General features: G+C 46.2%; 27 protein-coding genes and 6 tRNA genes. 9 read left to right on the forward strand and 24 right to left on the reverse strand.

Going from position 1 to position 25,860, the window contains the following annotated elements; translation table 11 throughout:
• Positions 1-29 precede the first annotated feature (29 nt).
• The gene (fabG, locus tag OIM59_RS14535; RefSeq protein WP_072543560.1) at positions 30-776 is read right to left on the reverse strand and encodes a 3-oxoacyl-[acyl-carrier-protein] reductase; all 747 of its coding nucleotides are present in this window, start codon (positions 774-776) and stop codon (positions 30-32) included.
• Positions 777-805: 29 nt separating this feature from the next.
• Positions 806-1,402, reverse strand: coding sequence for a TetR/AcrR family transcriptional regulator (locus tag OIM59_RS14540; protein ID WP_299172512.1), 597 nt, complete (start codon positions 1,400-1,402; stop codon positions 806-808).
• 237 nt (positions 1,403-1,639) lie between these two features.
• Here OIM59_RS14540 and OIM59_RS14545 point away from each other — a divergent pair.
• The 3 genes from OIM59_RS14545 (at position 1,640) to cysK (ending at position 2,856) form a co-directional block, all read left to right on the forward strand.
• A tRNA-Met gene (locus OIM59_RS14545) sits at positions 1,640-1,712 on the forward strand.
• Positions 1,713-1,726: 14 nt separating this feature from the next.
• Positions 1,727-1,802: transfer RNA gene (locus OIM59_RS14550), tRNA-Met, on the forward strand.
• 106 nt (positions 1,803-1,908) lie between these two features.
• The gene (cysK, locus tag OIM59_RS14555) at positions 1,909-2,856 is read left to right on the forward strand and encodes a cysteine synthase A (protein WP_299172514.1); all 948 of its coding nucleotides are present in this window, start codon (positions 1,909-1,911) and stop codon (positions 2,854-2,856) included.
• Positions 2,857-2,871: 15 nt separating this feature from the next.
• Here the strand turns inward: cysK and OIM59_RS14560 are convergent, their stop codons facing one another.
• From OIM59_RS14560 to OIM59_RS14580, 5 genes are all read right to left on the reverse strand, one after another.
• Positions 2,872-3,516, reverse strand: coding sequence for a response regulator transcription factor (locus OIM59_RS14560; protein ID WP_299172517.1), 645 nt, complete (start codon positions 3,514-3,516; stop codon positions 2,872-2,874).
• Between the two features lie 52 nt (positions 3,517-3,568).
• Positions 3,569-3,643: transfer RNA gene (locus OIM59_RS14565), tRNA-Val, on the reverse strand.
• Positions 3,644-3,674: 31 nt separating this feature from the next.
• Positions 3,675-3,749, reverse strand: a tRNA-Val gene (locus tag OIM59_RS14570).
• Between the two features lie 22 nt (positions 3,750-3,771).
• Positions 3,772-3,846: transfer RNA gene (locus tag OIM59_RS14575), tRNA-Val, on the reverse strand.
• Between the two features lie 39 nt (positions 3,847-3,885).
• Positions 3,886-3,960 (reverse strand) — tRNA-Val (locus tag OIM59_RS14580).
• A gap of 205 nt (positions 3,961-4,165) precedes the next feature.
• Here OIM59_RS14580 and folP point away from each other — a divergent pair.
• On the forward strand, positions 4,166-5,020 hold the full coding sequence (gene folP / locus OIM59_RS14585) for a dihydropteroate synthase (RefSeq protein ID WP_299170096.1): 855 nt from the start codon (positions 4,166-4,168) through the stop codon (positions 5,018-5,020).
• Positions 5,021-5,050: 30 nt separating this feature from the next.
• Positions 5,051-5,830: a diadenylate cyclase CdaA gene (gene cdaA, locus OIM59_RS14590; protein WP_288353077.1), complete on the forward strand. Its 780-nt coding sequence runs from the start codon at positions 5,051-5,053 to the stop codon at positions 5,828-5,830.
• An 8-nt stretch (positions 5,831-5,838) separates the two neighbouring features.
• Here the strand turns inward: cdaA and OIM59_RS14595 are convergent, their stop codons facing one another.
• The 4 genes from OIM59_RS14595 to OIM59_RS14610 form a co-directional block, all read right to left on the reverse strand.
• Positions 5,839-6,864, reverse strand: coding sequence for a GNAT family N-acetyltransferase (locus OIM59_RS14595; RefSeq protein WP_299170095.1), 1,026 nt, complete (start codon positions 6,862-6,864; stop codon positions 5,839-5,841).
• On the reverse strand, positions 6,861-7,751 hold the full coding sequence (locus OIM59_RS14600; RefSeq protein WP_299170094.1) for a DUF2156 domain-containing protein: 891 nt from the start codon (positions 7,749-7,751) through the stop codon (positions 6,861-6,863). Before OIM59_RS14600 ends, OIM59_RS14595 begins: the two co-directional genes overlap by 4 nt.
• A 115-nt stretch (positions 7,752-7,866) precedes the next feature.
• Complete coding sequence (locus OIM59_RS14605) at positions 7,867-8,562, reverse strand: LrgB family protein (RefSeq protein WP_072543567.1); 696 nt, start codon at positions 8,560-8,562, stop codon at positions 7,867-7,869.
• The gene (locus tag OIM59_RS14610; protein WP_072543568.1) at positions 8,543-8,893 is read right to left on the reverse strand and encodes a CidA/LrgA family protein; all 351 of its coding nucleotides are present in this window, start codon (positions 8,891-8,893) and stop codon (positions 8,543-8,545) included. Before OIM59_RS14610 ends, OIM59_RS14605 begins: the two co-directional genes overlap by 20 nt.
• A 239-nt stretch (positions 8,894-9,132) precedes the next feature.
• On the opposite strand from OIM59_RS14610, the gene pta reads away from it, so the two are divergent.
• The 3 genes from pta to OIM59_RS14625 all read left to right on the forward strand — a co-directional run bounded on the left by pta (position 9,133) and on the right by OIM59_RS14625 (position 12,622).
• Positions 9,133-10,143: a phosphate acetyltransferase gene (gene pta, locus OIM59_RS14615; protein ID WP_022354461.1), complete on the forward strand. Its 1,011-nt coding sequence runs from the start codon at positions 9,133-9,135 to the stop codon at positions 10,141-10,143.
• 88 nt (positions 10,144-10,231) lie between these two features.
• Positions 10,232-11,431, forward strand: coding sequence for an acetate kinase (locus OIM59_RS14620; RefSeq protein WP_299170093.1), 1,200 nt, complete (start codon positions 10,232-10,234; stop codon positions 11,429-11,431).
• A 150-nt stretch (positions 11,432-11,581) separates the two neighbouring features.
• The gene (locus OIM59_RS14625; protein ID WP_299170092.1) at positions 11,582-12,622 is read left to right on the forward strand and encodes a sugar kinase; all 1,041 of its coding nucleotides are present in this window, start codon (positions 11,582-11,584) and stop codon (positions 12,620-12,622) included.
• A gap of 88 nt (positions 12,623-12,710) precedes the next feature.
• On the opposite strand, the gene OIM59_RS14630 is transcribed toward OIM59_RS14625, so the two are convergent.
• From OIM59_RS14630 to OIM59_RS14660, 7 genes are all read right to left on the reverse strand, one after another.
• On the reverse strand, positions 12,711-13,478 hold the full coding sequence (locus OIM59_RS14630; protein ID WP_299170097.1) for a UDP-2,3-diacylglucosamine diphosphatase: 768 nt from the start codon (positions 13,476-13,478) through the stop codon (positions 12,711-12,713).
• 19 nt (positions 13,479-13,497) lie between these two features.
• Complete coding sequence (locus OIM59_RS14635; protein ID WP_022354465.1) at positions 13,498-13,818, reverse strand: metal-sulfur cluster assembly factor; 321 nt, start codon at positions 13,816-13,818, stop codon at positions 13,498-13,500.
• A gap of 80 nt (positions 13,819-13,898) precedes the next feature.
• Positions 13,899-14,588: a DNA repair protein RadC gene (gene radC, locus OIM59_RS14640; RefSeq protein ID WP_299170091.1), complete on the reverse strand. Its 690-nt coding sequence runs from the start codon at positions 14,586-14,588 to the stop codon at positions 13,899-13,901.
• A 57-nt stretch (positions 14,589-14,645) separates the two neighbouring features.
• Positions 14,646-15,641 (reverse strand): glycosyltransferase family 2 protein, encoded by a 996-nt coding sequence (locus OIM59_RS14645; RefSeq protein ID WP_299170090.1) that lies wholly within the window; start codon positions 15,639-15,641, stop codon positions 14,646-14,648.
• 15 nt (positions 15,642-15,656) lie between these two features.
• Positions 15,657-16,136: a 2-C-methyl-D-erythritol 2,4-cyclodiphosphate synthase gene (gene ispF / locus OIM59_RS14650; protein ID WP_022354468.1), complete on the reverse strand. Its 480-nt coding sequence runs from the start codon at positions 16,134-16,136 to the stop codon at positions 15,657-15,659.
• Positions 16,133-16,750: a fumarylacetoacetate hydrolase family protein gene (locus OIM59_RS14655; protein ID WP_299170089.1), complete on the reverse strand. Its 618-nt coding sequence runs from the start codon at positions 16,748-16,750 to the stop codon at positions 16,133-16,135. The genes ispF and OIM59_RS14655 overlap by 4 nt, the downstream gene beginning before the upstream one ends.
• A gap of 4 nt (positions 16,751-16,754) precedes the next feature.
• Entirely contained in the window at positions 16,755-17,408 is a 654-nt protein-coding gene (locus OIM59_RS14660; protein WP_299170088.1) for a redox-sensing transcriptional repressor Rex, read from the reverse strand.
• A 110-nt stretch (positions 17,409-17,518) separates the two neighbouring features.
• Between OIM59_RS14660 and OIM59_RS14665 the strand changes: the two genes are divergently transcribed.
• Entirely contained in the window at positions 17,519-17,857 is a 339-nt protein-coding gene (locus tag OIM59_RS14665) for a translation initiation factor (RefSeq protein ID WP_299170087.1), read from the forward strand.
• Between the two features lie 51 nt (positions 17,858-17,908).
• On the opposite strand, the gene OIM59_RS14670 is transcribed toward OIM59_RS14665, so the two are convergent.
• The 6 genes from OIM59_RS14670 to OIM59_RS14695 all read right to left on the reverse strand — a co-directional run bounded on the left by OIM59_RS14670 (position 17,909) and on the right by OIM59_RS14695 (position 25,767).
• Positions 17,909-18,244, reverse strand: coding sequence for a hypothetical protein (locus OIM59_RS14670; protein WP_299170086.1), 336 nt, complete (start codon positions 18,242-18,244; stop codon positions 17,909-17,911).
• A gap of 18 nt (positions 18,245-18,262) precedes the next feature.
• Positions 18,263-18,580, reverse strand: a complete 318-nt coding sequence (trxA, locus tag OIM59_RS14675; RefSeq protein WP_299170085.1) for a thioredoxin — start codon at positions 18,578-18,580, stop codon at positions 18,263-18,265.
• 35 nt (positions 18,581-18,615) lie between these two features.
• Positions 18,616-22,413: a DNA polymerase III subunit alpha gene (gene dnaE / locus OIM59_RS14680; protein ID WP_299170084.1), complete on the reverse strand. Its 3,798-nt coding sequence runs from the start codon at positions 22,411-22,413 to the stop codon at positions 18,616-18,618.
• 229 nt (positions 22,414-22,642) lie between these two features.
• On the reverse strand, positions 22,643-23,860 hold the full coding sequence (locus OIM59_RS14685; RefSeq protein WP_299170083.1) for a S41 family peptidase: 1,218 nt from the start codon (positions 23,858-23,860) through the stop codon (positions 22,643-22,645).
• A gap of 27 nt (positions 23,861-23,887) precedes the next feature.
• Positions 23,888-24,622, reverse strand: a complete 735-nt coding sequence (locus OIM59_RS14690) for a porin family protein (protein ID WP_299170082.1) — start codon at positions 24,620-24,622, stop codon at positions 23,888-23,890.
• 218 nt (positions 24,623-24,840) lie between these two features.
• Positions 24,841-25,767 (reverse strand): hypothetical protein, encoded by a 927-nt coding sequence (locus OIM59_RS14695; RefSeq protein ID WP_299170081.1) that lies wholly within the window; start codon positions 25,765-25,767, stop codon positions 24,841-24,843.
• Between the last annotated feature and the right edge of the window lie 93 nt (positions 25,768-25,860).

Below are 25,860 nucleotides of genomic sequence, written 5' to 3' on the forward strand. Positions count from 1 at the left end.
TTCTTCACTCTCTATTATTATGGTTTGTATTACATGTTCATACCACCGTCAACCTGGATAACCTGTCCTGAAACGTATGAAGACATGTCGGAAGCCAGGAACAAAGCGATGTTGGCTACATCTTCCGGTGTACCGCCACGACGCAAAGGAATACGTTTGTTCCATTCAGCCTTCACTTCGTCAGACAATTTCGCAGTCATGTCGGTGATGATGAAGCCCGGTGCAATGGCATTGGCACGGATACCGCGTGAACCCAATTCCTGTGCGATAGATTTAGCCAGACCAATCAGACCTGCCTTGGAAGCAGAATAGTTGCACTGTCCGGCATTACCGTGTACGCCTACTACAGAAGCCATGTTGATGATGTTGCCATGTTTCTGACGCATCATAATCGGAGTGCAAGCGTGGATGAAGTTAAATGCAGATTTCAAGTTCACAGTCAGCACTGCATCCCACTGTGATTCGCTCATACGCATCATCAGACCGTCTTTCGTGATACCGGCATTGTTCACCAGAATATCGATAGAACCGAAATCATTGTGAATCTGTTCCACTACCTTTGCGGTATCTTCAAAACTTGCCGCGTTGGAAGCATAACCTTTTACCTTTACACCATAAGCAGCAATTTCTTTCTCTGTATTCTGACCGTTTTCATCGATAACCAAGTCCGTGAAGGCGATGTTTGCTCCTTCAGCAGCAAACTTCAATGCAATAGCTTTACCGATACCACGTGCGGCACCTGTAATAATGGCTGTCTTTCCAGTTAATAATCCCATTTTCTTTATTTTTTAATTAAACGATATGATTATTTTTCTTTCTCTTTACACCCCAATGCACCGAACACAATCTTCGACACATAGCGCCATCCCGTTTCATCATCCAGTTCCTCACCGATTTGACCGCGGATGTAGGGCACTTCAATTCCTTTTATGCAATAATGCAAGATGTCGGCCGTAATCTCCACATTATCTATATCAAAGAGATTCGCCTCCTTCCCTTCCCGCAGAATACGACGGAACAAGACCACCTCTTTCCGGTCAAAGTCTTTCCGCATGGCCTCTACTCTCCAGATATCCCGGAAAAAATCGGCCCTCAACGTACCGTTACGATACACCACCATCTTGATGGCATCCAGATGCGTCATAATCAGTTCCAGAATTTTCTGGTCTGGAGAAATCGGTTTAGCTGCTGTCTTCTCCAGCTGGTCGGAAAGCATTTCCAGTTCAGACTCCACCACTGCCATGTAGATTTGCTCCTTACTTTTAAAATAAGTATAAAGCGTGCGCCGTCCTTTCTTCGAAGCCTGGGCAATGTCGTTCATTGTCGTATCTTCCACTCCCTTCTTCGCAAAAAGTTGCCGGGCTACATCTACCAGTTTAGCTCTCGTCTTTAATACTGTCATCTCTCTTTATTGCACAACTCATAAAAAACTGAGCAAAAGTACTGTTTTTCTTGATACTACACAAATATAAGGTCCCAAATTCACCCGAAAAGCCTGCTTCCCCTCTTTTTTCGCACCAGAAAACAGCCAACATTATTTATTATTCTAAATAAAGATAAAGTTTTCTATATTTCTTTCATAAATATTTGCTTTTATAAAACTAAGTCCGTACCTTTGCACCGCATTTAGGAAAAACATCGCGGAGTGGAGCAGTTGGTAGCTCGTTGGGCTCATAACCCAAAGGTCGTCTGTTCGAGTCAGGCCTCCGCAACTACAAGCGAATATCGCGGAGTGGAGCAGTTGGTAGCTCGTTGGGCTCATAACCCAAAGGTCGTCTGTTCGAGTCAGGCCTCCGCAACCAATGGAGAAACCTTTCGGTTTCTCTTTTTTTTATATCCCAATATACCCTAAAAAGGGTATTTCCCTCTATTCATCTTCCCCCTACCTTTGCAGAAAAAGAAAAAACTATGGAACGAATCAAGAAACAACTTACAGAACTTATCGGGCATACCCCTTTACTGGAACTCGCACGTATCGGAAAAGCACACGATGCAAAGGCACGTATCATTGCCAAACTGGAATATTTCAACCCAGGTGGCAGTGTAAAAGACCGTATCGCCCTGGCCATGATTGAAGATGCCGAACAACGAGGCCTTCTGAAGCCTGGAGCGGTCATCATTGAACCAACCAGCGGAAATACGGGAGTCGGACTGGCCTGGGTAGCAGGGGTGAAAGGATACAAAACCATTCTCACCATGCCCGAAACCATGAGTGTAGAGCGACAGAACCTGCTAAAGGCTATGGGAGCCCAACTGGTACTGACTCCAGGAAATAAAGGCATGCGCGGAGCCATCGAGAAAGCGAACGAATTACGCGACAACACACCGGGAGCCGTCATCCTTCAGCAATTTGAGAATCCAGCCAATCCGCGTACACACGTATCTACCACCGCACAAGAAATCTGGGAAGATACCGATGGAAAAGTAGATGTGTTTATTGCCGGAGTGGGTACAGGCGGTACCGTGAGTGGAGTTGGCGAAGGACTGAAGCAGCACAATCCGCATATTGAAATCATTGCTGTAGAGCCGGACGCATCGGCTGTACTCTCAGGTGACAAACCGGGCATGCACAAGATACAGGGAATCGGAGCCGGATTTATCCCTAAGACCTTCAACCCCAACGTAGTGGACAAGATTATCCGTGTAGCCGACGACGATGCCATCCGCACAGGACGCGAACTGTCTCTAAAAGAAGGACTGCTGACCGGTATTTCCGCCGGAGCAGCCACCTTCGCCGCCTTACAGGTAGCCTCACAACCTGAATATGCAGGAAAAAATATTGTCGTACTGTTGCCGGACACAGGAGAACGATACCTGTCGACCGCGTTGTTCGCTTTTGAAGAATATCCGCTCTAAAACACAAGAAAACAATCAAATACAATATTCTACGGGATTGACAATGCCTGCACGAAGCGCATACCGAATCGCTTCGTGCGCATTGTTTACCTGCAACTTACGAAAGATATTCTTCCGGTGAGTGGCCACCGTGTACACACTCAGAAAACGTTCCGCCGCAATTTCCTTGGTGCCTTTTCCTAAAGCCATCGCCCGCAAGATTTCTTTTTCCGTCTGCGTCAAGGGAGAGACTCTTTCCACTTCTTTCTTTCCTTCCTCCCCCAACAAATCCAATGCTTTCCGACATACAAATTGGTGCCCCACAGAGACTGTATCCCAACATTGCTTAATTTCATTCCACACCGCATCTTTCATCAACACATGAAAAGCCGGACCAGCCCACAACATACGACGCACAAAGTCTGTCCCCAACTGGTCACTGAACAAAATAAAATTCACCTCCGGAAAACGTTCATGCAACACCAGTAACTGACTCACCGTACAATCAAGCAAAGTGTAATCCAAAACCACACAGGCATTGGGAAAATCTTTCAACAGCTCCGTCAGATGCTTCCAATCGGTTACCTCCACACATACGCAGTCCGGGAACAGTTCTGAAGCAATAGCTTTCATCCCGTAGCGAGTGATATCCTGATTATCGGCCAGAATCAATGTTTGCATACAAAGAAAAGGATTAAAAAAAGAAAGCCTCGCCACACTGCGAAGCTTGAAGTGGGCGTTGACGGATTCGAACCGCCGACCCTCTGCTTGTAAGGCAGATGCTCTGAACCAGCTGAGCTAAACGCCCGATAAAGGGAAAGTTGACAATTAATTCGGTGTGGGCGTTGACGGATTCGAACCGCCGACCCTCTGCTTGTAAGGCAGATGCTCTGAACCAGCTGAGCTAAACGCCCGAATAATCTTTCTTTTTGGAGGTGGGCGTTGACGGATTCGAACCGCCGACCCTCTGCTTGTAAGGCAGATGCTCTGAACCAGCTGAGCTAAACGCCCCAAAAAGAAAAAGCAATGATTTACGAGAAATTCGTTGAGTGGGCGTTGACGGATTCGAACCGCCGACCCTCTGCTTGTAAGGCAGATGCTCTGAACCAGCTGAGCTAAACGCCCGATAGTCTCGTTCTCAATTGCGGTTGCAAAGGTACAACTAAATTTGTAACCTGCAAACTTTTGGTTCATTTTTTTGGTAAAAAGTGGAAAAAGAGAAGCATCAAAGGCTGAAAAATCCACTTTGGAGGGAAAATTCGCCAGAAAGAACCGAAACAAATTGAATTATTGTACGTACCTTTGCAAGGCAGAAACGGATAGAAAACTCATGGAAGAAACATTCGCAAAATACATCAATGTCAAAGGAGAATTGCTGGACCTGTCCCAGCCTCAGGTGATGGGAATCCTCAATGTCACTCCGGATTCTTTTTACGCAAACAGCCGGAAGCAGACTGAAAAAGACATTCTCTGCCGAGTTCACCAGATTCTGGATGAGGGAGGCACTTTTATTGACATGGGAGCTTATTCTTCACGTCCGGATGCGGCAGACGTCTCTCCGGAAGAAGAAATGCAGCGGCTGCGACAAGGACTGGCAATCATTCAACGGGAATGCCCCGAGGCGCTTGTTTCAATTGATACTTTCCGAGCCGATGTGGCCAAGATGTGTGTGGAAGAATATGGAGCCGCCCTTATCAACGACATTTCTGCTGGAGATTTGGACCCGGAAATGTTTCCTACCCTTGCTCGGTTGAAGGTTCCCTACATCCTGATGCACATGCAGGGGAATCCTCAAAACATGCAACACGCTCCCCACTACGACAATCCGGTAAAAGAGATTATCCGTTACTTTGCCGAAAAGATAGAGAAACTGCGGGTGTTAGGCGTCAAGGACCTGATTATTGACCCCGGATTCGGTTTCGGGAAAACCCTGCAACACAATTACGAAATACTGCACAAACTGGAAGAATTCCAAATCTTCCAACTGCCTGTACTTGTCGGAGTATCCCGTAAATCAATGGTTTACAAGCTGGTGGGGGGAGGTCCTGAAGATGCGTTGAACGGAACGACTGCCTTACATGCCATTGCCTTAATGAAAGGAGCCCAAATACTCAGAGTACACGACGTGAAAGCCGCAGTGGAAACCGTCCGTATTTTCAATGCACTGAATGAACCACAATATTAAACACACATTCACCTAAACATTTTACAGATTATGCCTTTCGATATCTACATACTTAGTTTCAAGGATATACTTGATATACTATTGGTAGCCTTTCTGTTGTACAAGACCTACAAGCTGATGAAATCGTCAGGCTCCATCAATATTTTTATTGGGATTCTGGTATTTATCATCATTTGGGTAATTGTATCACAGGTACTCCAAATGCGACTGCTGGGCTCCATCTTCGACAAGCTGGTCAGCGTGGGCGTCATCGCACTCATCGTCCTGTTTCAGGATGAGATACGTCACTTCCTGCTTTCCCTCGGCTCCAGACACCGCAGCAACAGTTTGTTCCGCTTTCTGAAAGGAAACAAGAAAAGCGAAACGGAACGGGAGGATATCATGCCCATCGTCATGGCCTGCCTGAACATGAGTAAAGGCAAAGTAGGAGCCTTGATTGTGATTGAAAAAGATTTTCCACTGGACGATATCGTACGCACAGGCGATGTGATTGATGCCAACATCAACCAGCGGCTGATTGAAAATATATTCTTCAAGAACAGTCCGCTCCACGACGGGGCCATGATTATCAGCCACAAACGGATAAAGGCAGCCGGATGTATCCTGCCGGTATCTCACAATCTGGAAATCCCTAAAGAATTGGGACTCCGCCACCGTGCAGCACTGGGTGTTTCACAAGAAACGGATGCCATGGCCATCATCGTATCGGAAGAGACAGGAGGTATCTCCATAGCCTACCACGGACAATTCCACCTGAAACTTACTGCCGAGGAGCTGGAACGCATGCTGACTTCCGACAGTAACCAATAATCGGTCCCTTAATTCAGCATCAAATTCATATATGGATGTTTCCCATCAAACAGTAGGCGGGTCAATTCTTCAATGGACAATACACGGTATTCACGTTCTTCCATCCGTCCGTTAATATAACATCCATCTTCGATATTATGCCAGCCATTATTCTCGGGGATAGCCTCATCACCTTCTACCTTTATATAAAGATTTTCGTGAAATTTCTTGGCCAATAAACGGAACATTGCTTCCACATGGATAATTCGTGCCATCCCCAGCCCATAAGACTTTTCTCCCTCCTGCCCTAAGCATTCTGCCCGAGGTCGCTGATAATGAGACAGCAAATAATCTACCAGAATTTGTTCCACTTCTTTCTCCGTACTAACCAATTCCGTAATCTTCAATAGACTTTCATCCGGGAAACAAAAACACAGTCCCTGTAAAACGTTGCCTCGGTAAGCCCCCCACAAAGCACCTCCACTCAACTGCAAATCGGTTAATATAATGTGGAAATCTTCCCAGTCATGCTGTATATAAGCTTCCCGAGACGACTGAAAATGATAAAAAAAACGAAAAGCATCGCTGCACAAAGCACTTTCAGGAACTATTTCAACTATTTTCAACTGGGAAGAAAAGTTATCAACAGCCAAAGAGGAAGCTGTTAATAACTTTTTTGTCTGTGAGAAACAGGTCGTATATCCTGAACGAGCATAATACCCTTTCAACCATTCCTCTGCCGGAATTAAGGTAGAAAACATAATCCCTTCCCGAAACATCCGACAGTGTGCCTCTGCCAACAGATGACGCATCACACCTTTGTTCCGATAAGCCGAATCGGTACAGGCACCGGAAATATAGGCTACCGGCATCTCCATTCCTTCATACGTTAAGAAGTAAGGGATGCGCTGCAAAGCGGCAATGACCCGACCGTCCGCTTCCACATAACTGTTCAGGTCATCAGCATACCGCTTCTGAAAATAAAAATCAATGAATTCATCCGTATCATGGAAACACTGTTTCCAGAGGACTTTGACTTGTTCCTTTATTGTCATTTCAATTCTGCTACGTATTTTTCGAGAAGTACCTCCGGATGATACGACAATTTCGCCCTGCGGAGCCCTTCCAAGCCCAGGTCCTCCTCCCGATTGATATAAATATACTGTTCCGGAATATGGTTGGCAAACTCATAATTAATCATGGCGTATGCCCCTTCAATCTCCGTATTGGCCTTTTCCACACACGTATCAAAAGTCTCGTGGTTAATGGGAGCTCCAAAAGTAAAAGCTACAATCTTGCCATCCACATAAAGTACCCCACCTTGTATATCCAACTGTTCCATGTGTTGCAAAGCCGCTGTCATCGAGCGACGCTCGTCTTGCAAAGCCTGATTCTCGGCACAATCGTTCGCCTTACACCACTCCGTTTCCAGTTGCAGACATTCCGGAATCAGTTCCGGAGTCAGAAGTTTGTATTCATAATCCGGATAAGCCGCCTTGAACTTGTTAATGTGATTCCGTTTGGGCTGGTATTTCTTTCCACGCAAGGTAGCCAGGTCGGTCCGTAAATACACATAATCAAAATAGTCACGGTCGGCCACAAAGTCAAACTGAAAAGGAAAAGCCGATTCCAGTTCCGCACGCATTCCGGCACACACCCCCAGCAAACGGAAAGGGGCTCCCAAGCTGCGTGCATCTCCCATCAACTCTTCCAGTATGGAACGTATATTACCCTCTCCTACCGGCATCATGTAGGCCAGTTGATTGTCGGCATAAAAGCGGAACAGCAAGAAACCGTCTTTCTCCGCAATCTCCGTACGATACAAAAAACGCCAGCTATACAAATTAGAAAATGACAGGTCACAGTTACGACGCCAGCTGCGCAACGTGTATTTCTGGACCATATTCTTATCGTCTAGTTCAATAGGTTTAAATGTGATCATAACAAATTGGATTCCTTGATTGAAAGGACAAATATAATTCATTCTGCCAAAAGAACAAATTGCCTGTCCCCCGGTTCACATCCAGTCAAGGACAATAAACCTTTTGTAACTACCTTTAATACAATCCGAGCAAATGTAAAATTGTCGGCGAAAGCAAAGCGGTCAGAATTCCGTTCAATGTCAGTCCCAGGCTGGCATACGCTCCGTACTTGCCACTTACTTCCATGGCACGTGAGGTACCTACTGCATGACTGGCTGTACCCATGGACAATCCCTGGGCAATCGGGCTGGCCACACGCCCTACCTGCAGAAGTTTAAATCCGCAAATAGCGCCAAACAGTCCCACGACAATCACTACCGCTGCTGTCAGAGAAGGGATTCCTCCCACTGCATTCGAAACTTCCATAGCAATCGGAGTTGTTACCGACTTCGGAGCCAAAGACATAATCACTTCAGGAGAAGCACCCAAAAGTTTGGCTATAATGGTAACAGACACCAAGCCTACCACACATCCGGCCAACTGGGAAACCAAAATCGGCATCAGCTGCTTCTTAATCATTCGCAACTGCAAATACAAAGGTACGCCCAATGCCACAACCGCCGGTTTCAACCAAAATTCCACAAGATAACCTGCTTCTGAATAAGTTTTATAAGAAACGCCTGTACATTCCAGAAAACAAATCAACAGCGCAATCGCCACCAAGATGGGGTTTAACAACACCCAACCTGTTTTTTTCTGCAACAATTTTGATAAGAAATAAAAGCCAAATGTGATGGCCAGCAGAAAGAATTTATTTTCGAAAAAATCCATATTTACGCACTAATTGATGAACCCAACCTGTAACAACTAACACTAACACCGTACTAACCAACGTAGCAATCACAATCGGCCAGAACTGAGCCGTAATAATGTCGAAGTAAAGCATCAATGCCACCCCCGACGGCACGAAGAAAAAGCCTAGATTAGCAACCAGAAAATTGGTCAGGCCCTGCACCCACTCCAGCTTTATCCAACCCAGCTGAAGAAACAGAGTCAGCAACAGCATGCCGATGATACTCGAAGGCAACTTCACTCCTGTCAAGTATACAATCAGTTCACCCAATGCCAGACATCCAAAAAGAATAGAACACTGTCGAATCATTTTTACCTTAAATTTTAATATTGAAAACCGGCGCAAATTTACATAATCGGAAAAGTCGATATACCTAAAAACCTATTTTTATTCCGCTCAACAAGAAGAGTGAAGGTTTTTGCATACTTTAAAGCAAAAAAAAACCTCTTTTGCAAACTAGATATTACAAAAATAGCTACTTTTGCAGTGGATAAAGGAGAAAATCCGTTACCGCACACAACAAGCATTTACTATTTAACATATAAATCATGGATTTAATCAGTGAAATCGTTGAACGCGCTAAAGCAAACAAACAGCGCATCGTGCTTCCGGAAGGAACAGAAGAACGTACTTTGAAGGCTGCCAATCAAGTATTGACAGACGGTGTAGCAGACCTGATTCTGTTGGGTAACCCCGATGAAATCATGGGCCTTGCAAAAGAATGGGGATTAGGTAACATTCACAAAGCTACCATCATCGATCCGGAAAACCATCCGAAGAAAGAAGAATACGCACAACTGCTTTGCGAACTTCGCAAGAAAAAAGGCATGACCATCGAAGAAGCCCGCAAACTGGTTTTGAATCCGCTTTACTTAGGCTGCCTGATTATCAAATCAGGAGATGCAGACGGACAGCTGGCCGGTGCCCGCAACACCACCGGTGATGTACTCCGTCCGGCATTGCAAATTATCAAGACAGCTCCGGGTATCACTTGCGTTTCAGGTGCCATGCTATTGCTGACCCATGCTCCCGAATGTGGCGACAACGGTATCCTGGTAATGGGCGACGTAGCCGTTACTCCGGTTCCGGATGCCAACCAGCTGGCACAGATTGCCATCTGTACCGCACGTACAGCTCAGTCTGTAGCAGGTCTTGACCCACGTGTAGCCATGCTGAGTTTCTCTACCAAAGGTTCTGCCAAACATGAAGTGGTAGACAAAGTAGTAGAAGCCCTGAAGATTGCCAAAGAAATGGATCCATCTCTGAAGATTGACGGTGAACTGCAGGCCGATGCCGCACTGGTTCCGAAGGTCGGTGCCAGCAAAGCTCCGGGTTCAGAAATCGCCGGAAAAGCCAACGTATTGGTTGTTCCGTGCCTGGAAGTCGGAAACATCTCTTATAAGTTAGTAGAACGTCTGGGACATGCTACCGCCGTAGGTCCGATTCTGCAGGGTATCGCCCGTCCGGTCAACGACTTGTCTCGCGGATGCAGTGTAGACGATGTATATAAGATGATTGCCATTACAGCCAACCAGGCCATCGCTGCCAAAGCTCAGTAATCATCCAAATCCATATCCATAATGCCACTCCCCTTTCTCGCAGAGTGGCATTATGAGTTTCATCATTCATAAAAAACATTCCAACTATATGAAAGTATTAGTACTCAACTGCGGTAGCTCTTCAATCAAGTACAAACTGTTTGAAATGACTACAAAAGAAGTCCTCGCTCAAGGAGGTATCGAAAAAATCGGCCTTCCGGGGTCTTTCCTGAAACTGACTCTGCCGAACGGAGAAAAGAAAATCCTCGAAAAAGACGTACCGGAACACACTACCGGCGTACAGTTCATCTTTGATACCCTGACCAACCCTGAATATGGAGCTGTAAAAAATCTGCATGAAATCAAGGCTGTAGGTCACCGCGTACTGCACGGAGGAACCAAGTTCAGCGGTTCTGTACTGATTGACGACGCCGTAATTGCAGCTGTAGAAGAATGCTGCGACCTGGGCCCGCTTCACAACCCGGCCAACCTGAAAGGTATCTATGCCGTACAGAAACTGTTGCCGGAAGTCCCGCAGGTAGCCGTATTCGATACTGCTTTCCATCAGACTATGCCGGACTATGCATACCTGTATGCTATTCCTTACAGCTATTATGAAAAATACGGTATTCGCCGCTACGGTTTCCACGGAACTTCTCACCGCTATGTATCCAAACGCGTATGTGAATTCCTGGGGATCCCGCAGGAAGGTAGCCGTATCATCACCTGCCACATCGGTAACGGTGGTTCCATCGCTGCTGTAAAAGACGGAAAATGCATCGATACCAGCATGGGACTGACTCCTCTGGAAGGCTTGATGATGGGTACTCGCAGCGGAGACATCGACGGAGGTGCCATCACCTACATCATGAAGAAAGAAGGTCTGACTCCCGACGAAATGTCTACCCTGCTGAACAAGAAGAGCGGTGTACTGGGTATGTTCGAAAAATCAAGCGACATGCGTGAACTGGAAGATGCCGTAGCCAGAGGCGAAGAACGTGCCATCCTGACCGAAAACATGTACTTCTACCGCATCACCAAATACATCGGTGCATACGCTGCTGCCATGGGAGGTGTCGACGTCATCCTGTTCACAGGTGGTGTAGGTGAAAACCAGGCTACTGCCCGTGCCGGCGTCTGCAAGACTTTGGGCTTCCTTGGCGTAGAAATCGACCCGGAAAGAAACAAAGTACGCAGCAAAGAAGCTATCATCTCTACTGATAACTCCAAAGTAAAAGTTGTAGTTATCCCGACCGATGAAGAGCTGATGATTGCTACCGATACAGTCAACATCCTGAGCAACAAATAATCCGCAGGAATCCTAAAAGAGTTAAAAGAGGATACCCCCTGACAGGAATTCACTATCTTTGCCGAGGAAACGAAAGCAAGGAAAAGGAACCCTGCAAGGAGTATCCTCTTCTTTTTGCTCCGCTTTCAGTTAAAATAAAAACATCCCACTATGAGCAAAAAGATTGTAACATTTGGAGAAATCATGCTCCGTCTCACCACCCCCGACAACCTGCGTATTCAACAAAGCCACGACTTCCTCGTCAACTATGGAGGAAGTGAAGCCAACGTAGCCATTTCCATTGCCAATTTCGGCGGAGAAGTGGAATACATCACGCGTCTGCCGGACAACGCATTGGGAGAAACTTGTATTGCAGAACTCCGTTCACATAACATCGGTACGAAGCACATTCTTTTCGGCGGACACCGACTTGGAACTTATTACATGGAAAAAGCTGCTGCCATGCGTAACTCCAACGTCATCTACGACCGCGAGAATTCGGCTTTTTCCGAACTGAAACCTGGCATGATTAACTGGCGGGAAATCTTCAAGGATGCCGCCATCTTCCACTGGTCCGGAATCGATGCCGCACTGACTCCAGGCTTGGCCGATGTTTGTAAAGAAGCCATCGATATTGCCAAGGAAATGGGACTGACCATCTCTTACGATATCAACTACCGCAAAAACCTGTGGAATTATGGAAAAACAGCACAAGAGGTACTGCGCCCATTAATGACCAGCAGCGACATCATGTTCGGAAGCGAAGGTGAATATGCCCTCGTTACTGGCATACCGGCCCCCGGTTTCAAAGCCACCAAAAGTGGTGAAAAATACGATACAGCTGCCTATGAGAAGTTCTGCCAAGGCATCAGCCAGCAAATCCCGAACTGCAAATACATCTATATTGCCCTGCGCAACGTCATGAGTTCAGAGCATCACACATTTGCTGGTGTACTCTATGCCAACGGTGAAATGAAATACAGCCGTGTATTCGACATCGACAATGTCATCGACTGTGTAGGAGTAGGTGACGCCTTCTGCGGCGCCATGCTGTATGCACAGAATGCGTTTGATGACAACCAGAAACGCGTAGATTTCTCAACTGCCGCTTCCGTATTGAAAAATACCATTGCCGGAGACTACAATATGGTCAAGGTATCCGAAGTGGAAGGCCTGCTTGCCCGTCAGGAAAGCGGAGAAGTGGCCCGATAAAACAAGACTGGTCCTATAAGCAACAGGCGGTGACGAGAACATTCTCAGTCCTTGTCACCGCCTGTTGTTTTTCTCTTCAATCGGCGAATCACTCTACCGAAGTCTCGCCTTCAATATATTGTTCCAGGAACATATTCTCTCCATCGAACACCGCATACGAAAACTCCGTAATCCAGTCACCCAGAATCATCATCCGCGAGGTACGGCTCAACATCAAATCCAGCATGATGTGGCGATGCCCGTAAATGAAATAATTAATATCCGGATGATTCTTCAGATATTCTTTTGAGAACAATACCAACGGTTCTTCGTTTTCTCCCATATAATCCGGCTCACGTCCGTTTTCTCTTTTCAGGCGGCTGTGCTTAGCCCATTCCAGCCCGAACTCCACGCTCCATCGCGGATGAAGCATCGAAAACAGGCGTTGCAGTGTCTTGCTGTGAAACATCGCCCGCAACAGCCTGAACTTTCGGTCGTTGTCGCCCAATCCATCTCCGTGTCCTAAAAAGAATTCCTTCCCGTAAATCTCGCACGTCAGGGGCTCCCGGTGCAGAATCACTCCACATTCCTTTTCCAGATAATCCCCACACCAGATATCATGGTTCCCGATAAAAAAGTGCACTTCCACCCCCATGTCTGTCAGTTCGGAAAGCTTTCCCAAGAAACGGGTATAACCCTTCGGAACCACCAGCTTGAACTCATACCAGAAGTCGAACATGTCGCCCAGCAAATACACGGCAGCCGCCTGATGCTTGATGCTGTCCAGAAAGTTCACCAGCCGACGTTCCTGCGTACGACCGTGCGCAATGGCCCTTGAACCCAAATGAGCATCCGAAAGGAAATATACACTCTTCATCGTATCCATAAGCATTTGTTTACATAAATCCCAGTTCCAGTTTCGCCTCTTCCGTCATCATATCCTTGTCCCATTCGGGCTCAAAGACCAGATTGATTTGCGCAGATTTCACTCCTTCCACCGACTCCAGCTTCTGGCGTACATCCTCCATGATGAAATCGGCCGCCGGACAGTTGGGGGCCGTCAAAGTCATGTCGACAGTCAGCTCACCGTCGTCCTGAAGATCTATCTTATAAATCAAGCCCAAATCGTACACGTTCACCGGGATTTCCGGGTCGTACACCGTTTTCAGCATATCCACAATCTTTTCCTCAATTTTCAACTTCTTATCGTTGTCCATAATCATTCAATCTTTATTCTTTGTTGCAAACATAGGCAAAAATCTCCATTTTTTCATCCTTAGCCTGCAAAAAAACGAACTTAAAGACGTCCTTCATCCCCGTAACTGTAGTAATCCCCATCCGAAACGACCAGATGGTCCAGCAGACGGATATTCATGGTACGCCCGGCTTCCAGTAAGGCATGAGTCAGACGGTCGTCGTCCTGACTGGGACGGGTGTTTCCCGAAGGATGGTTATGACAAAGAATCATGGAAGTAGCCCGCTTCAACAGCGCCTCCCGCAAGATACAACGCACATCCACCTGCGTGGAGGCCAGCCCTCCCTGACTGATTTTCAAAGTATCGATTACCTTTGCTGCCTGATTGAGCAGCATCACCCAGCATTCCTCCACCGGCAAATCGCACATCAACGGATGAAAGAAAGCATACACGTCCTGCGAACAGGTGATGCGCTTGCGTTCGGAAGGTTCTTCTTCCCTTCTGCGCTTTCCAAGCTCCGAGGCCGCCAGAATCGTGACCGCTTTTGCCGGACCGATACCTTTGTAACGACAAAGGTCGTCCACCGTATACTTCCCCAATTCACTCAACCGGTTATGACAATCGTCCAACACTTTCCGCATCAATCCTACAGCCGTATCCTCCGAATTGCCGGAACCAATCAAAATGGCCAGCAATTCCGCATTGCTCAGTGCCGCAGGCCCATGCAGCATCATTTTCTCCCGAGGCCGGTCCTCTTCCGCCCACTGGTTGATATTCAATTTTTCATTCATGGTTCTTCCTCTTCAAAAGTGACTGACGGAATCATCGGACCGAAAAAAAAAATTCTTCTATTTATAGAAAGTCTTCTCGAAAGCAGAGAATGACTTTCCTCCGCACACGCAGCGTTTCCACCACGCCCGTAGAAAGCCGGAACCGTAGCCCGTCAACTGTATAAACGCAGCAAGAACGGACAGTCCTCCAATTTTAACACTTTTATTACGCAGGGAAGCATCTGTAAAAATAACGACGGCAAACAAAGCCAATAAAAGCAAACTCCACGGACAGATAAAAGCAGCCAGCAGCACCAGTACCACACCGACCGTAAATACAGCCGGCAACAGATGTACCACTTTCAATGATTCCGGATATTTCTTGTACAGGTCAATCCGGGCAATACCGGAATTGTGTACCTGCTTGAAAAATTTCTTCAGGTCCGTACGACGCTTGTGCCATACCCACGCTTCCGGAAACAGCCGACAGCGATATCCTCCCTTGAAGATACGGATACTGAAGTCAATATCCTCACCGAAACGCATCCGGGAGAATCCACCCAGTGCCTTATACACATCAGCCCGGACTCCCATATTGAAACTGCGGGGATAGAACTTATCCATTTTCTTTTTTCCCCCACGGATTCCTCCGGTAGTGAAGAAAGAAGTCATGGCGTAATTGATGGCTTTCTGTACGTCGGTAAACGAATCGTGCGCACGGTCAGGCCCTCCGAACGCATCCGCCGGTTCCCGCTGCAGTTCCGCTTCCACCGCCGCCAGGTAAGTAGCGGGCAAAATGCAATCAGAATCCAGAATCAGCAGATACTCTCCACGGCTCCGTTCCGCCGCATAGTTCCGCGTCTGCCCTGGGCCGGAATTCGGCTTCTCAAAATAATGGACATCCAGTTTTCCTTCATATTTTTCCACTACCTGCTTGCATGGAATGGAAGAACCGTCTTCCACCACCACTACCTCGAAGTCCTTATAAGTCTGTCCGGTCAGGCTCTGCAACAGTTCATCCACCTCATCCGGGCGGTTATACACCGGTATGACCACTGAATATTTCGGATTCATCGTTTATCCTCCCTGTCAGTCCTTTTCAATTAACACCGTAGCATACGCCGAGATACCTTCTTCCCGTCCGGTAAATCCCAGCTTTTCAGTCGTGGTTGCCTTGATGGAAACATCGTCTGCTTCTACGCCCATCACCTTTGCCAGTACCTCCTGCATTTCCGGAATACGGTTTTTCAGTTTTGGACGTTCGGCACACACCGTCGCATCGATATTCCCTACCCGATAGCCTTTCCCGGCAATCAGCTCCACGGTTTTTGCCAGCAGAATCTTGCTGTCGATATTCTTGAATTCCGCCGAATTGTCGGGGAAATGATAACCAATGTCACGCAGATTGGCCGCTCCCAGCAGTGCATCACAGATGGCATGAATCAGCACGTCGGCATCCGAATGCCCCAACAAGCCCAATTCATGTTCCAGACGGATTCCACCCAGCCACAATTCACGTCCCGGCACCAGACGGTGCACATCGAACCCAAATCCTACTCTTATCTTCATCGTATGTAAAAATCAAGAAGTTTTTCATTTTCCAAATATCCCTCCAGATGATTGCCTATCTGCACAGGGCCTACCCCGACCGGCGTACCTGTAAACAGCATATCTCCAATCTTCAAAGTGCAGAAACGGCTGACGTAAGTAATAATCTGGTCTACGGTAAACAACATGTCGCCCGTATTTCCCTGCTGTACCGTCTTTCCATCGATATCCAAATGGAAGTTTACGTGCTGAATGTCACCTACCTTTTCTACCGGTACCCAGTCACCGATAGCTGCCGAATTGTCAAATCCCTTACACAATTCCCAGGGCTTTCCCTCGACACGGAACCTACGCTGCAAGTCGCGGGCCGTAAAATCAATGCCTACGGTCACGGCATCATAATAACGATGGGCAAAACGTTCCGAAATATTCTTTCCCAGGCGGCAGATGCGTACCACCATCTCCGTTTCATAATCCACCTGTTCACAAAAATCAGGAATAAAAAAAGGCTTGCTGTCTTTCAGCAAGGCAGAGTCCGGCTTCATAAAGATGACCGGCTCTTGGGGCAAGGCTTCTCCTGCATGCAACTCATGGCAATGCAGGCTGTAGTTCATGCCTATAGCAATAATTTTCATGGAGTTATTTCTTTATAATTTCATTCAAACGATTGAACATCACGGCCAGATGGGCATACAGTGACGTGTTCTGCACCACGATGGTTTCCGGCACACGGATACGGAACGGCGTAAAATTCCACACGGCCTTGATTCCTCCGGCCACCATCTTGTCTGTAATGTCTTGTGCAATGTTGATGGGCACAGTCAGCACTCCGATTCTCACCCCGTCCTTTGCCATTCGCTGTTCAAACTCATCGGTATGATAGATGGGAATCCCTTCGATAGTAGTACCTACCAGATTCGGGTTTATGTCGAATGCCCCCACAATCTTCAATCCGAAATGCGACAGACCGGAGTCTCTCAGCAAGGCACCTCCCAAACTACCGACCCCGAACAGATAGGCCTTGTGTATGTTCGTAAAGCCTAGAAAATCTTCCAGCACCCGAATCAGCAAATCTACTTCATACCCCACCCGCGTACGTCCGGAGATATCCACATACGAAAGGTCTTTCGCTATCTGCGAGGCATCAATGTTTATCTGTCTGGAAATTTGGGTAGAAGACACATATTTTTCCCCTTTCTCTTTCATCAGCTTCGCATTTGAAAGATACCAAGGGAGTCTGCGTAAAGTAGGCTCAGGAATCTTGTCCGTAATTTTACGACTTCGTACAGCCATCCAGATTGTGCTCTATTAATCAATAGTGCAAAATTAAACTATTTCTCGCAAACCTTAGACACGATTTCTGAAAAATGTCATACCTTTGAAGCGGATTAAATTAAATTCACATGAAAAAGAACGACTGGAAAGACCGCCTGAACATCGTATATTCCACTAACCCGGATTTCAATTATGACAAAGAAGAAGAAGTGGAAGCAGAAACCCTCGACCCGAAACAGCAGAAGCTGAGAGTCAATATTGAGAAGAAAGGACGAGGCGGAAAAACCGTCACTGTCATTTCCGGTTTTACGGGTACAGAAGATGACTTGAAGGAACTTGGCCGAAAGCTCAAGACGAAATGTGGCGTGGGAGGTTCCGTAAAGGATGGAGAAATTCTCATCCAAGGAGAATTCAAACAGCGCATCGTCGATCTGCTGAAAGCAGAAGGATACAGCCAGACCAAATAAAAAAATCCGGACCTGCAGGTCCGGATTTTTTGTTCATAATAGAATACTTTTTTATTCCACTTGTCCTAACTGGTTGCCATACTCCATTTCGCCCTGTACGACAAAGAAGATCGCGTCCGGATCAAACGGTCCCATGCCATCCTTCGTAGACTCCTTGACGATGTAGTTCACAATCTCATCCTGATCGATGTTGATATAACCTTCGTCGTCCGGCTGTGCATCCAGACAACCGCTTGTGGTATAGTAATCCACAATCAAATCCAGAATGTAGTACAAGTCATCGTCCGAGAAAGCCTCTTTCATGTCCTGAGGCAAATAGTTCTTAATGAACTCGATGGTTCTCTCATCGTCCTCGTCTTCCAACAAGAAATCGTCTTCCATTCCCATAACTTATTTGATTTTGAATTATTTCAACAAAGCTTCCACCTTTGCCTGCAAAGCAGCCTTGGTAGTAGCACCTACCTGTTTGTCAACCACTTCTCCATTCTTGATGAACAGCACGGTAGGAATACTGCGAACACCGAACTGTACAGGAAGCTCTGCATTGTCGTCCACGTCGCACTTGCCGATATTTACCTTATCCTTATATTCCTCTGCCAGTTCTTCAATATATGGAGCGATTTGTTTACAAGGTCCACACCATGTAGCCCAAAAATCCAACACCACCGGTTTACCTTCAGCTACAATAGCTTCAAAATTGTCATCTTTAATGTTCAATGCCATAATCGTTTATGTTTTAAGTTCTACGCAAATATATACTAATTTATTTTATAGTCCAACAATGGCTGGTTTTTTAAATAATTCACAAGGTCTTTCTGTACGGAAATCTTCATCGTGCGTGACATCAGATTGACATACATCTGTCCATCCTCATCGCGTACCAGGAAGTGCAGCTCCGCATTTCCCGGACAATCCTTCACCAAAGACGAGAATTCCATAATCATCTGGTCGTCGATGGCCGACAAAGGAGCTGTCACAGTCAGTTTCTCGATGACCTTTTCCTTCACCTCCGGCAGCAGCTCAATGGAATTGACTTTCACCTCCCATTCTTCCTGCCGCCATTGCTTGGGCTGGCACTTTCCACGCATGAACAGGAACATGCCTTCCATGAAGAAATTCTTCTTTTCCACCCACTCGTTGCCGAAGAAGGCAAATTCTGCCGTACCCGAATAGTCTTCCACCTTGGCGATACCGTAGGGCTTTCCGGTCTTGGTGTACCCTTCGCGTACCCCGGTTACAATTCCTCCCATCACCAGGTCGTGGTTCTGCAACGGAGTCAGATCGGCCAGTTCCGCCATGTGCACGTTGCACACATTCTCCAGAATCACCGCAAACTCATCCAGCGGATGGGCCGACAAGTAGATACCCACCAGGTCACGTTCCTTGTTCAGCCGTTCCAAGTCGCTCCAGGCCGGCGCGGGCACAATTTCCGGAGTGGCCACCTCTACCTCATGTTCGCCACCGAACAGGGAATTGGCAGCGGCAGCCTTGTCCAGCTGGTATTTGTTGCCGTAGCGGACCAATATATCCGAGAAAGATTCATCCTTGGCATTTTTCACAAAGAAGTCTTCCCGTTTGATACCCGAAAAGCTGTCAAATCCCCCGGCCAGTGCCAGGTTTTCAATGTTCTTCCGGTTGCAGGCCGACAGATTGACCCGCTGTACAAAATCAAATATGTTTTTGAATTCTCCATTTTTCCGACGTTCATCCAGAATACTCTGAACAGCCGATTCCCCCACGCCTTTTATCGCTCCCAGTCCGAAGCGGATATCCCCGTGGTAATTGACAGAGAATTTCAGGTTACTTTCATTCACATCCGGTCCCAACACCTTGACACCCATCGCCTTGCACTCGTCCATGAGTTTCGTGATTTCCGTGATGTTCGAAATGTTCCGGCTCATCGTGGCCGCCATGTATTCCGACGGATAATTGGCTTTCAGGTACGCTGTCTGATAAGCTACCCACGAATAACAGGTGGCATGCGACTTGTTGAACGCATACGACGCAAATTTTTCCCAGTCGGTCCAAATCTTTTCAAGCACCTTCGGGTCGTGTCCGTTCTTCTTTCCACCCTCGATGAACTTCGGTTTCATGTGGTCCAGCTTGTCACGCAACTTCTTACCCATGGCCTTACGCAAGGCATCCGATTCGCCTCGGGTAAAGTCGGCCAGCAAGCGCGACAGCAACATCACCTGCTCCTGATACACCGTAATGCCATACGTATCCTTCAAGTATTTCTCCATCACAGGGATATCATACTCAATCGGTTTCCGGCCATGCTTACGGTCGATAAAGTCCGGAATGTAATCCATCGGTCCCGGACGATAGAGGGCATTCATGGCAATCAAGTCCTCGAACGTACTCGGCTGAAGTTCGCGCAGATACTTCTGCATACCTGCCGATTCAAACTGGAACGTACCGATGGTACGTCCCTCACTATATAAGCGGTAAGTAGCCGGATCGTCAATCGGCACTTCGTCAATATTCAATACAATACCCTTGCTCTGACGGATATTCTCGATGGCTTCCTTAATAATGGAAAGCGTTTTCAGTCCCAGGAAGTCCATCTTAATCAGTCCGGTATCTTCAATCACCGAACCTTCATACTGGGTCACCAGCATCTTCTCACCGGTTTCCTTGTCGTCGGCCGTACTTACCGGCACCCAGTCGGTAATGTCGTCACGGCAGATAATCGTACCACAGGCATGCACGCCCGTATTGCGCACGTTACCCTCCAACATCTTGGCATACTTGATGGTGTCACGCAAAATCGGATTCGGCGACACTTCCGCTTCCTGCAACTCCGGCACATACGCAATGGCATTCGGCAAATTCAGTTTCTTATCGGGAATCTTGTCCGGAATCAGCTTACACAAGCGGTCCGACTCCGAAAGCGGGAGCTTCTGCACACGGGCCACATCCTTGATAGCCAGCTTTGTAGCCATGGTACCATACGTAATGATATGGGCCACCTTCTCCTGTCCGTACTTTTCCGTCACCCAGTTCAACACGCGGCCTCGACCATCATCATCGAAGTCCACATCGATATCCGGCAAGGAGATACGGTCGGGATTCAAAAAACGCTCGAACAGCAAGTCATACTGAATCGGGTCAATCTGCGTGATACCCAGACAGTAAGCCACTGCCGAACCGGCCGCCGAACCACGTCCCGGTCCTACCGACACATCCAGCTGGTTACGCGCCGCATTGATGAAGTCCTGCACAATCAAGAAGTATCCCGGGAAACCCATGGTCTTCATGATATGCAGCTCAAACTTGATACGTTCCTGCACCTCTTCCGACAGATGCTCGCCATAACGTCTTTTCGCTCCATCGTAGGCCAGTTTTGCCAGATAATCTGCCTCCAGTTTGATACGGTACAATTTCTCATATCCTCCCAGACGCTCAATCTTCGCTTTGGCTGCAGCCTCATCCATCACCACATTGCCGTTCTCGTCGCGGGTAAACTCATCAAACAAGTCTTTCTCCGTGAACTTCTTGCGATATTCCTCTTCCGTACCAAACTCCTCCGGAATGGCAAACGTCGGCATGATGGGCGCATGGTCAATGGAATAAAATTCCACTTTGTCGCACACCTCCACCGTATTGCTCAACGCTTCCGGCACATCGGCGAAAATCTCGTTCATCTCCTCCCGCGTCTTCATCCACTCCTGTTTGGTATAAAGCATACGGTTCGGGTCGTCCAGGTCTTTTCCGGTACTCAGACAGATAAGCCGGTCGTGGGCTTCGGCATTTTCCTCGTCCACAAAGTGTACGTCGTTCGTACACACCAGCTTGATATTGTATTTCTTGGCATATTCAATCAGTTTCTCATTCACTACCTGCTGCATGGGATACACCTCATGATTGGCACGAGGTACAGTAGCCTTATGGCGTTGCAACTCCAGGTAATAATCATCCCCAAACAGATTCTTGTACCAGCGGATTGCCTCCTCGGCCTCCTCAAACTGTCCGGCCGTGATACGTCGGGGCACCTCCCCTCCCAGGCAAGCTGAGCACACAATCAAACCCTCATGGTATTTTTCCAGTTCCGTACGGTCTGTACGCGGACGCATGTAGAATCCCTTGGTCCATGCCTTCGACACCAACTTAATCAGGTTATGATAACCTTTCAGGTTCTTGGCCAGCACCACCAAGTGATATCCGCTCTGGTCGGGCTTTCCTTCCTTGTCTTCCAGCCGACGGCGCGCCACGTACATCTCGCAACCGAAAATCGGTTTGAACAGTTTCTTTTTCGCTGCCTCCAGCTGTTCCTTGCAAGCCGCAATCTCCGCTTCGGGGTCTTCCGATTCTTCCTTACCGCTTTCGAGGGCGGCAATTTTCTTCTTCAAATCCTTAATCTCCCCGTTCGTACCTCCGTTCTTCTTGTTGACATAGTTGAAGAACTCCTTGATACCGAACATATCTCCGTGGTCGGTCACTGCGATTCCCCGCATACCATTGGCTATCGCCTTGTCTACCAGCCGGGGAATAGAAGCCTGTCCGTCAAGAATAGAATACTGCGTATGAACGTGCAAATGAACAAAATCCTGCATGAGTGTCAATGTTAAATGAAAAACGAGTCAAAGATACCCATCTTTTAGGGAAGAGACAAGACAGCTCAAAATTTTTAAAGAAAAATTTCCTTCCCTTTACAGCACAAAACAAGATTATAATATGACGCCACACGGGCTCAACCAGTTTCTCCGGCCCCTCAATCCACAAATGCAAATCGCCGACAGCGAATATGCCCGAACGGCTGTTTGCATCTTTTCTCTCAGTTTTTTATTCCTGCTCTGATTCGATATAGTCAATAGCATATTCCAATTGATTATCTGTCTGCTCTTGTAACAATTTGTCCACATCAAGCGGCACTTCAATAGTCGGCTTTATTCCTTTACCCTCGTACGAAATACCTTTTGAATCGACCAGGCTGGACATGCATGTGTATACATTCAGTATATTATTTTCAAACTGTCCACCATAAGTTGCATCAAAATCAGAATTAAGATTACCGGTACCGCCCCAAGTTTGTTCTCCAATAAAGACTCCGTTGCCTTTAGGCAAGGCCAAGACAGCCATTGTAGTCATTTCGGCCATGCTTATAGAATGCATATCTGCCAGTATGACAACAGGAATATCCAGTTCGCACTTATAATTATATGGCTCAAGGTATTCGGGCGTATATGGAGTATAATCCAGACGACCTATACCACTTTTCTTCCGGGTATAGAAAACCTTTAACGGTTTGTCTACAAATTTTCCAAGTACATACTTAAAATCGTTCAAAGCCCCACCAGAATTACCTCTCACATCAATGATAACTCCTTTTAAGTCGGGATTATCGTCTAAGTTATCATAGTAGATATTGAGAACAGATTCCATAGCTTCCCGGTTTTCAGGACTAGCTAAATCTGTAGTGATGGAAAATCTGGAAAAACTCAAATATAAAATGTTCGAGTCTGTCAACGCAGAAATGAAGAAACGTGCATCCAGAGAAGAGGTAGAGGGAAAGATATTGAAACGACCTGTAACAAATCTACCATCATCAATCATTTTTTGTAAGGCTTTGATTCTTTCATTAAGATAATTATCATGGTAGCCTTTCCTTTTTTTCAGATTTTCAGAGGAAGGATTATAGGTATAAAGACAATCAGTATCATCACATGGAATGGTAGCAGCCAAATTAAAATGATTATCAATCAGAGTAGACGACATTTCCTTGAGCCATTCAAAAGCCTTGTCATTTACTTCCTTGTTATCGAAGCCCTCTTTGGCAATTCCCTCAAATTTGGGCTTGTAAACCTCATACATTTTATCCCAGTCTGTAGGGTCTATGTCCCAAAATACATAATTATAATTCATTCCGTTCCAGTATGATTCGAATAGCTGGTCCCAGTTATAAATGGTTTCTGTACGCGGATTTTGCATGTCCGGCATATCTTTTCTGCACGAAATCAGTCCCAGAACGAAGACTAATGCAAGTATTATTTTTGATTTCATAGTTACACTTCCCGTATTAATTATAGATTATTTACCAAAATAGAACATCACACCAGCCTGAAAAGCAAACGTGTTATTATAACGTGGTACCTGCTTCCTCATATAGGCTTTCTGCATATCGGTAAGACTATGGTAATAACGGCATTCTCCGAAAATCTCCAAATTGGATACCAGCTGATACGAAATACCTGCACCTACCATAGCTCCCGCTTCGAAACGGTTATCTCTTCTTGAATCGAATTCCACTTTCTCGTCATAATGATAAATAGTCTTTATGTCTTCCAAACCGAAAATGGATTCTGAGTCTGAATTACTAAAATTCTCATAAACAGTTCCTTTCCGGTAGCTTGACAGCCAGCCACCCAGGTATCCGCCGGCATTGACGAATCCGCGCAGCCGTGTACCTCCGAAAGAGAAACGGGCATACAATGGAACGGACAGATAGTTGTTTGATACATCATCGTGCAGGATATCATAAAATCCGGAGCGGCGGGCATCATAACCTTTCTGCACAAAGGTGGCTTCTACCCCTAGTGCAAACCAGTCGGTAAATGTATATTTTACGGGTATACCGATGGTGAATCCCCCTTGTGGGTGATACACCCGGTCGTAAAAATAACCGGACGATGTGGTGAGTGAATTGTGGGTATAACCAGCTTGTAAACCTACAGACCACTGCGCCCTTGACGAAAAGGCGATACATTGTAATGCAATGAGCAATGTAAAGCGTAAACTGCTCAAGTTTAATTTTTTTATTTGCATACTATTTTTGTTTGTAAATTTCCTCGGAATTTTATCATTGGGGTTTATGGATTTCTTACGAAAACGGACTGTGGAAAACGGTGAATGCGAGGACATGAAGAATGTCTGTTTCGTTATTGGTTGTGTGGGGCTTTATTTCCCCAATAAATAAAGTCCCAATCCAAAAGTTCATTCGTTTCAGACCGGGGCTTTATTGATTATGGTAATGACTTGTGTAATTATTGCTTTGGCGTATAAATATACCTACAATTGACTAGGTAACCAGTCGGACTTTCTGACTTTTCAACTATCACTGCACTAATTGCAAGTTCAGTATTATTGTTATGACCGTAGATGATAATCTGACCTTGGTTTTGCAAGAGATATTCAGCAGCTTCACCTAAATATGTGTTATCTGTTGAATTGTATGCGTAATCTTTCGAAATCTTCCCAGATAAACTAATATACGATTGGTCAATGGTAGTAATTTTATAGTAGTCCATAGTACTTTTAATCAATCCATTAAAAGTCTTTAGATATGAATACCATTGTACATTTGATCTTTCCGGAATCATTTCACGCATTTCTTCGACTCTAGCCAGTTTATTATCTGTAAAATTGTATTGACAAACAACGTTTAAAGAATTACTGCGTAAATAGTCTTTTAGTGTTGCATAATAACCATTGTTAGACTCTCCAAGACCGGGTACATTCTTTATTGTTAACTCCTGACTGTCTCCAAAAAACGAAAGATAAACATCTGGACGCTGAACTTTGATGGTAGCTGTAGCAGTAGCAGGTAGTTTTGCCTCCGTATAACTGGTACTTGCTTTTAATTCAACTTTATAATCTGCTTCATTCGTATTGGTATCAAGAGACGGAACGATGAACGTAAAATAACTGATACCATTTTCCACTTTGGTACTGCCAAGTTCATTACCGTTTACCGACCACGTGTAAACTAAATCCGAAATATCGCTGCTGGTAGATGGCAGTTGGCAGGATGCCGTAACAGTTTGTCCTGCACCAAATTTTTCTCTGTCGAACTTAATTTCACCAAAGTTACCTACTTCAGGAATTGCCGGTGTGTTATCGCTACTGCAAGAAGATATCAAAAGCATGAGCGAACACAAAGAAAATAATGCTAACTTAAAAGTTCTAGTCATAATTTTTAATGTTTTGAATTATTTGTTTATCATTAGATATCCTAAATTTTCATTGCAAAAGTATAGAAATGATTAAATACCTCGATTATTTTA

The organism is Bacteroides mediterraneensis, assembly GCF_025993685.1.
Classification (GTDB): domain Bacteria; phylum Bacteroidota; class Bacteroidia; order Bacteroidales; family Bacteroidaceae; genus Phocaeicola; species Phocaeicola mediterraneensis_A.

Bases quoted from the DNA above. Each gene is read 5' to 3' on its own strand.
- fabG (WP_072543560.1), bottom strand. From the start codon at position 776: ATGGGATTATTAACTGGAAAGACAGCCATTATTACAGGTGCCGCACGT.
- OIM59_RS14540 (WP_299172512.1), bottom strand. From the start codon at position 1,402: ATGACAGTATTAAAGACGAGAGCTAAACTGGTAGATGTAGCCCGGCAA.
- cysK (WP_299172514.1), top strand. From the start codon at position 1,909: ATGGAACGAATCAAGAAACAACTTACAGAACTTATCGGGCATACCCCT.
- OIM59_RS14560 (WP_299172517.1), bottom strand. From the start codon at position 3,516: ATGCAAACATTGATTCTGGCCGATAATCAGGATATCACTCGCTACGGG.
- folP (WP_299170096.1), top strand. From the start codon at position 4,166: ATGGAAGAAACATTCGCAAAATACATCAATGTCAAAGGAGAATTGCTG.
- cdaA (WP_288353077.1), top strand. From the start codon at position 5,051: ATGCCTTTCGATATCTACATACTTAGTTTCAAGGATATACTTGATATA.
- OIM59_RS14595 (WP_299170095.1), bottom strand. From the start codon at position 6,864: ATGACAATAAAGGAACAAGTCAAAGTCCTCTGGAAACAGTGTTTCCAT.
- OIM59_RS14600 (WP_299170094.1), bottom strand. From the start codon at position 7,751: ATGATCACATTTAAACCTATTGAACTAGACGATAAGAATATGGTCCAG.
- OIM59_RS14605 (WP_072543567.1), bottom strand. From the start codon at position 8,562: ATGGATTTTTTCGAAAATAAATTCTTTCTGCTGGCCATCACATTTGGC.
- OIM59_RS14610 (WP_072543568.1), bottom strand. From the start codon at position 8,893: ATGATTCGACAGTGTTCTATTCTTTTTGGATGTCTGGCATTGGGTGAA.
- pta (WP_022354461.1), top strand. From the start codon at position 9,133: ATGGATTTAATCAGTGAAATCGTTGAACGCGCTAAAGCAAACAAACAG.
- OIM59_RS14620 (WP_299170093.1), top strand. From the start codon at position 10,232: ATGAAAGTATTAGTACTCAACTGCGGTAGCTCTTCAATCAAGTACAAA.
- OIM59_RS14625 (WP_299170092.1), top strand. From the start codon at position 11,582: ATGAGCAAAAAGATTGTAACATTTGGAGAAATCATGCTCCGTCTCACC.
- OIM59_RS14630 (WP_299170097.1), bottom strand. From the start codon at position 13,478: ATGAAGAGTGTATATTTCCTTTCGGATGCTCATTTGGGTTCAAGGGCC.
- OIM59_RS14635 (WP_022354465.1), bottom strand. From the start codon at position 13,818: ATGGACAACGATAAGAAGTTGAAAATTGAGGAAAAGATTGTGGATATG.
- radC (WP_299170091.1), bottom strand. From the start codon at position 14,588: ATGAATGAAAAATTGAATATCAACCAGTGGGCGGAAGAGGACCGGCCT.
- OIM59_RS14645 (WP_299170090.1), bottom strand. From the start codon at position 15,641: ATGAATCCGAAATATTCAGTGGTCATACCGGTGTATAACCGCCCGGAT.
- ispF (WP_022354468.1), bottom strand. From the start codon at position 16,136: ATGAAGATAAGAGTAGGATTTGGGTTCGATGTGCACCGTCTGGTGCCG.
- OIM59_RS14655 (WP_299170089.1), bottom strand. From the start codon at position 16,750: ATGAAAATTATTGCTATAGGCATGAACTACAGCCTGCATTGCCATGAG.
- OIM59_RS14660 (WP_299170088.1), bottom strand. From the start codon at position 17,408: ATGGCTGTACGAAGTCGTAAAATTACGGACAAGATTCCTGAGCCTACT.
- OIM59_RS14665 (WP_299170087.1), top strand. From the start codon at position 17,519: ATGAAAAAGAACGACTGGAAAGACCGCCTGAACATCGTATATTCCACT.
- OIM59_RS14670 (WP_299170086.1), bottom strand. From the start codon at position 18,244: ATGGGAATGGAAGACGATTTCTTGTTGGAAGACGAGGACGATGAGAGA.
- trxA (WP_299170085.1), bottom strand. From the start codon at position 18,580: ATGGCATTGAACATTAAAGATGACAATTTTGAAGCTATTGTAGCTGAA.
- dnaE (WP_299170084.1), bottom strand. From the start codon at position 22,413: ATGCAGGATTTTGTTCATTTGCACGTTCATACGCAGTATTCTATTCTT.
- OIM59_RS14685 (WP_299170083.1), bottom strand. From the start codon at position 23,860: ATGAAATCAAAAATAATACTTGCATTAGTCTTCGTTCTGGGACTGATT.
- OIM59_RS14690 (WP_299170082.1), bottom strand. From the start codon at position 24,622: ATGCAAATAAAAAAATTAAACTTGAGCAGTTTACGCTTTACATTGCTC.
- OIM59_RS14695 (WP_299170081.1), bottom strand. From the start codon at position 25,767: ATGACTAGAACTTTTAAGTTAGCATTATTTTCTTTGTGTTCGCTCATG.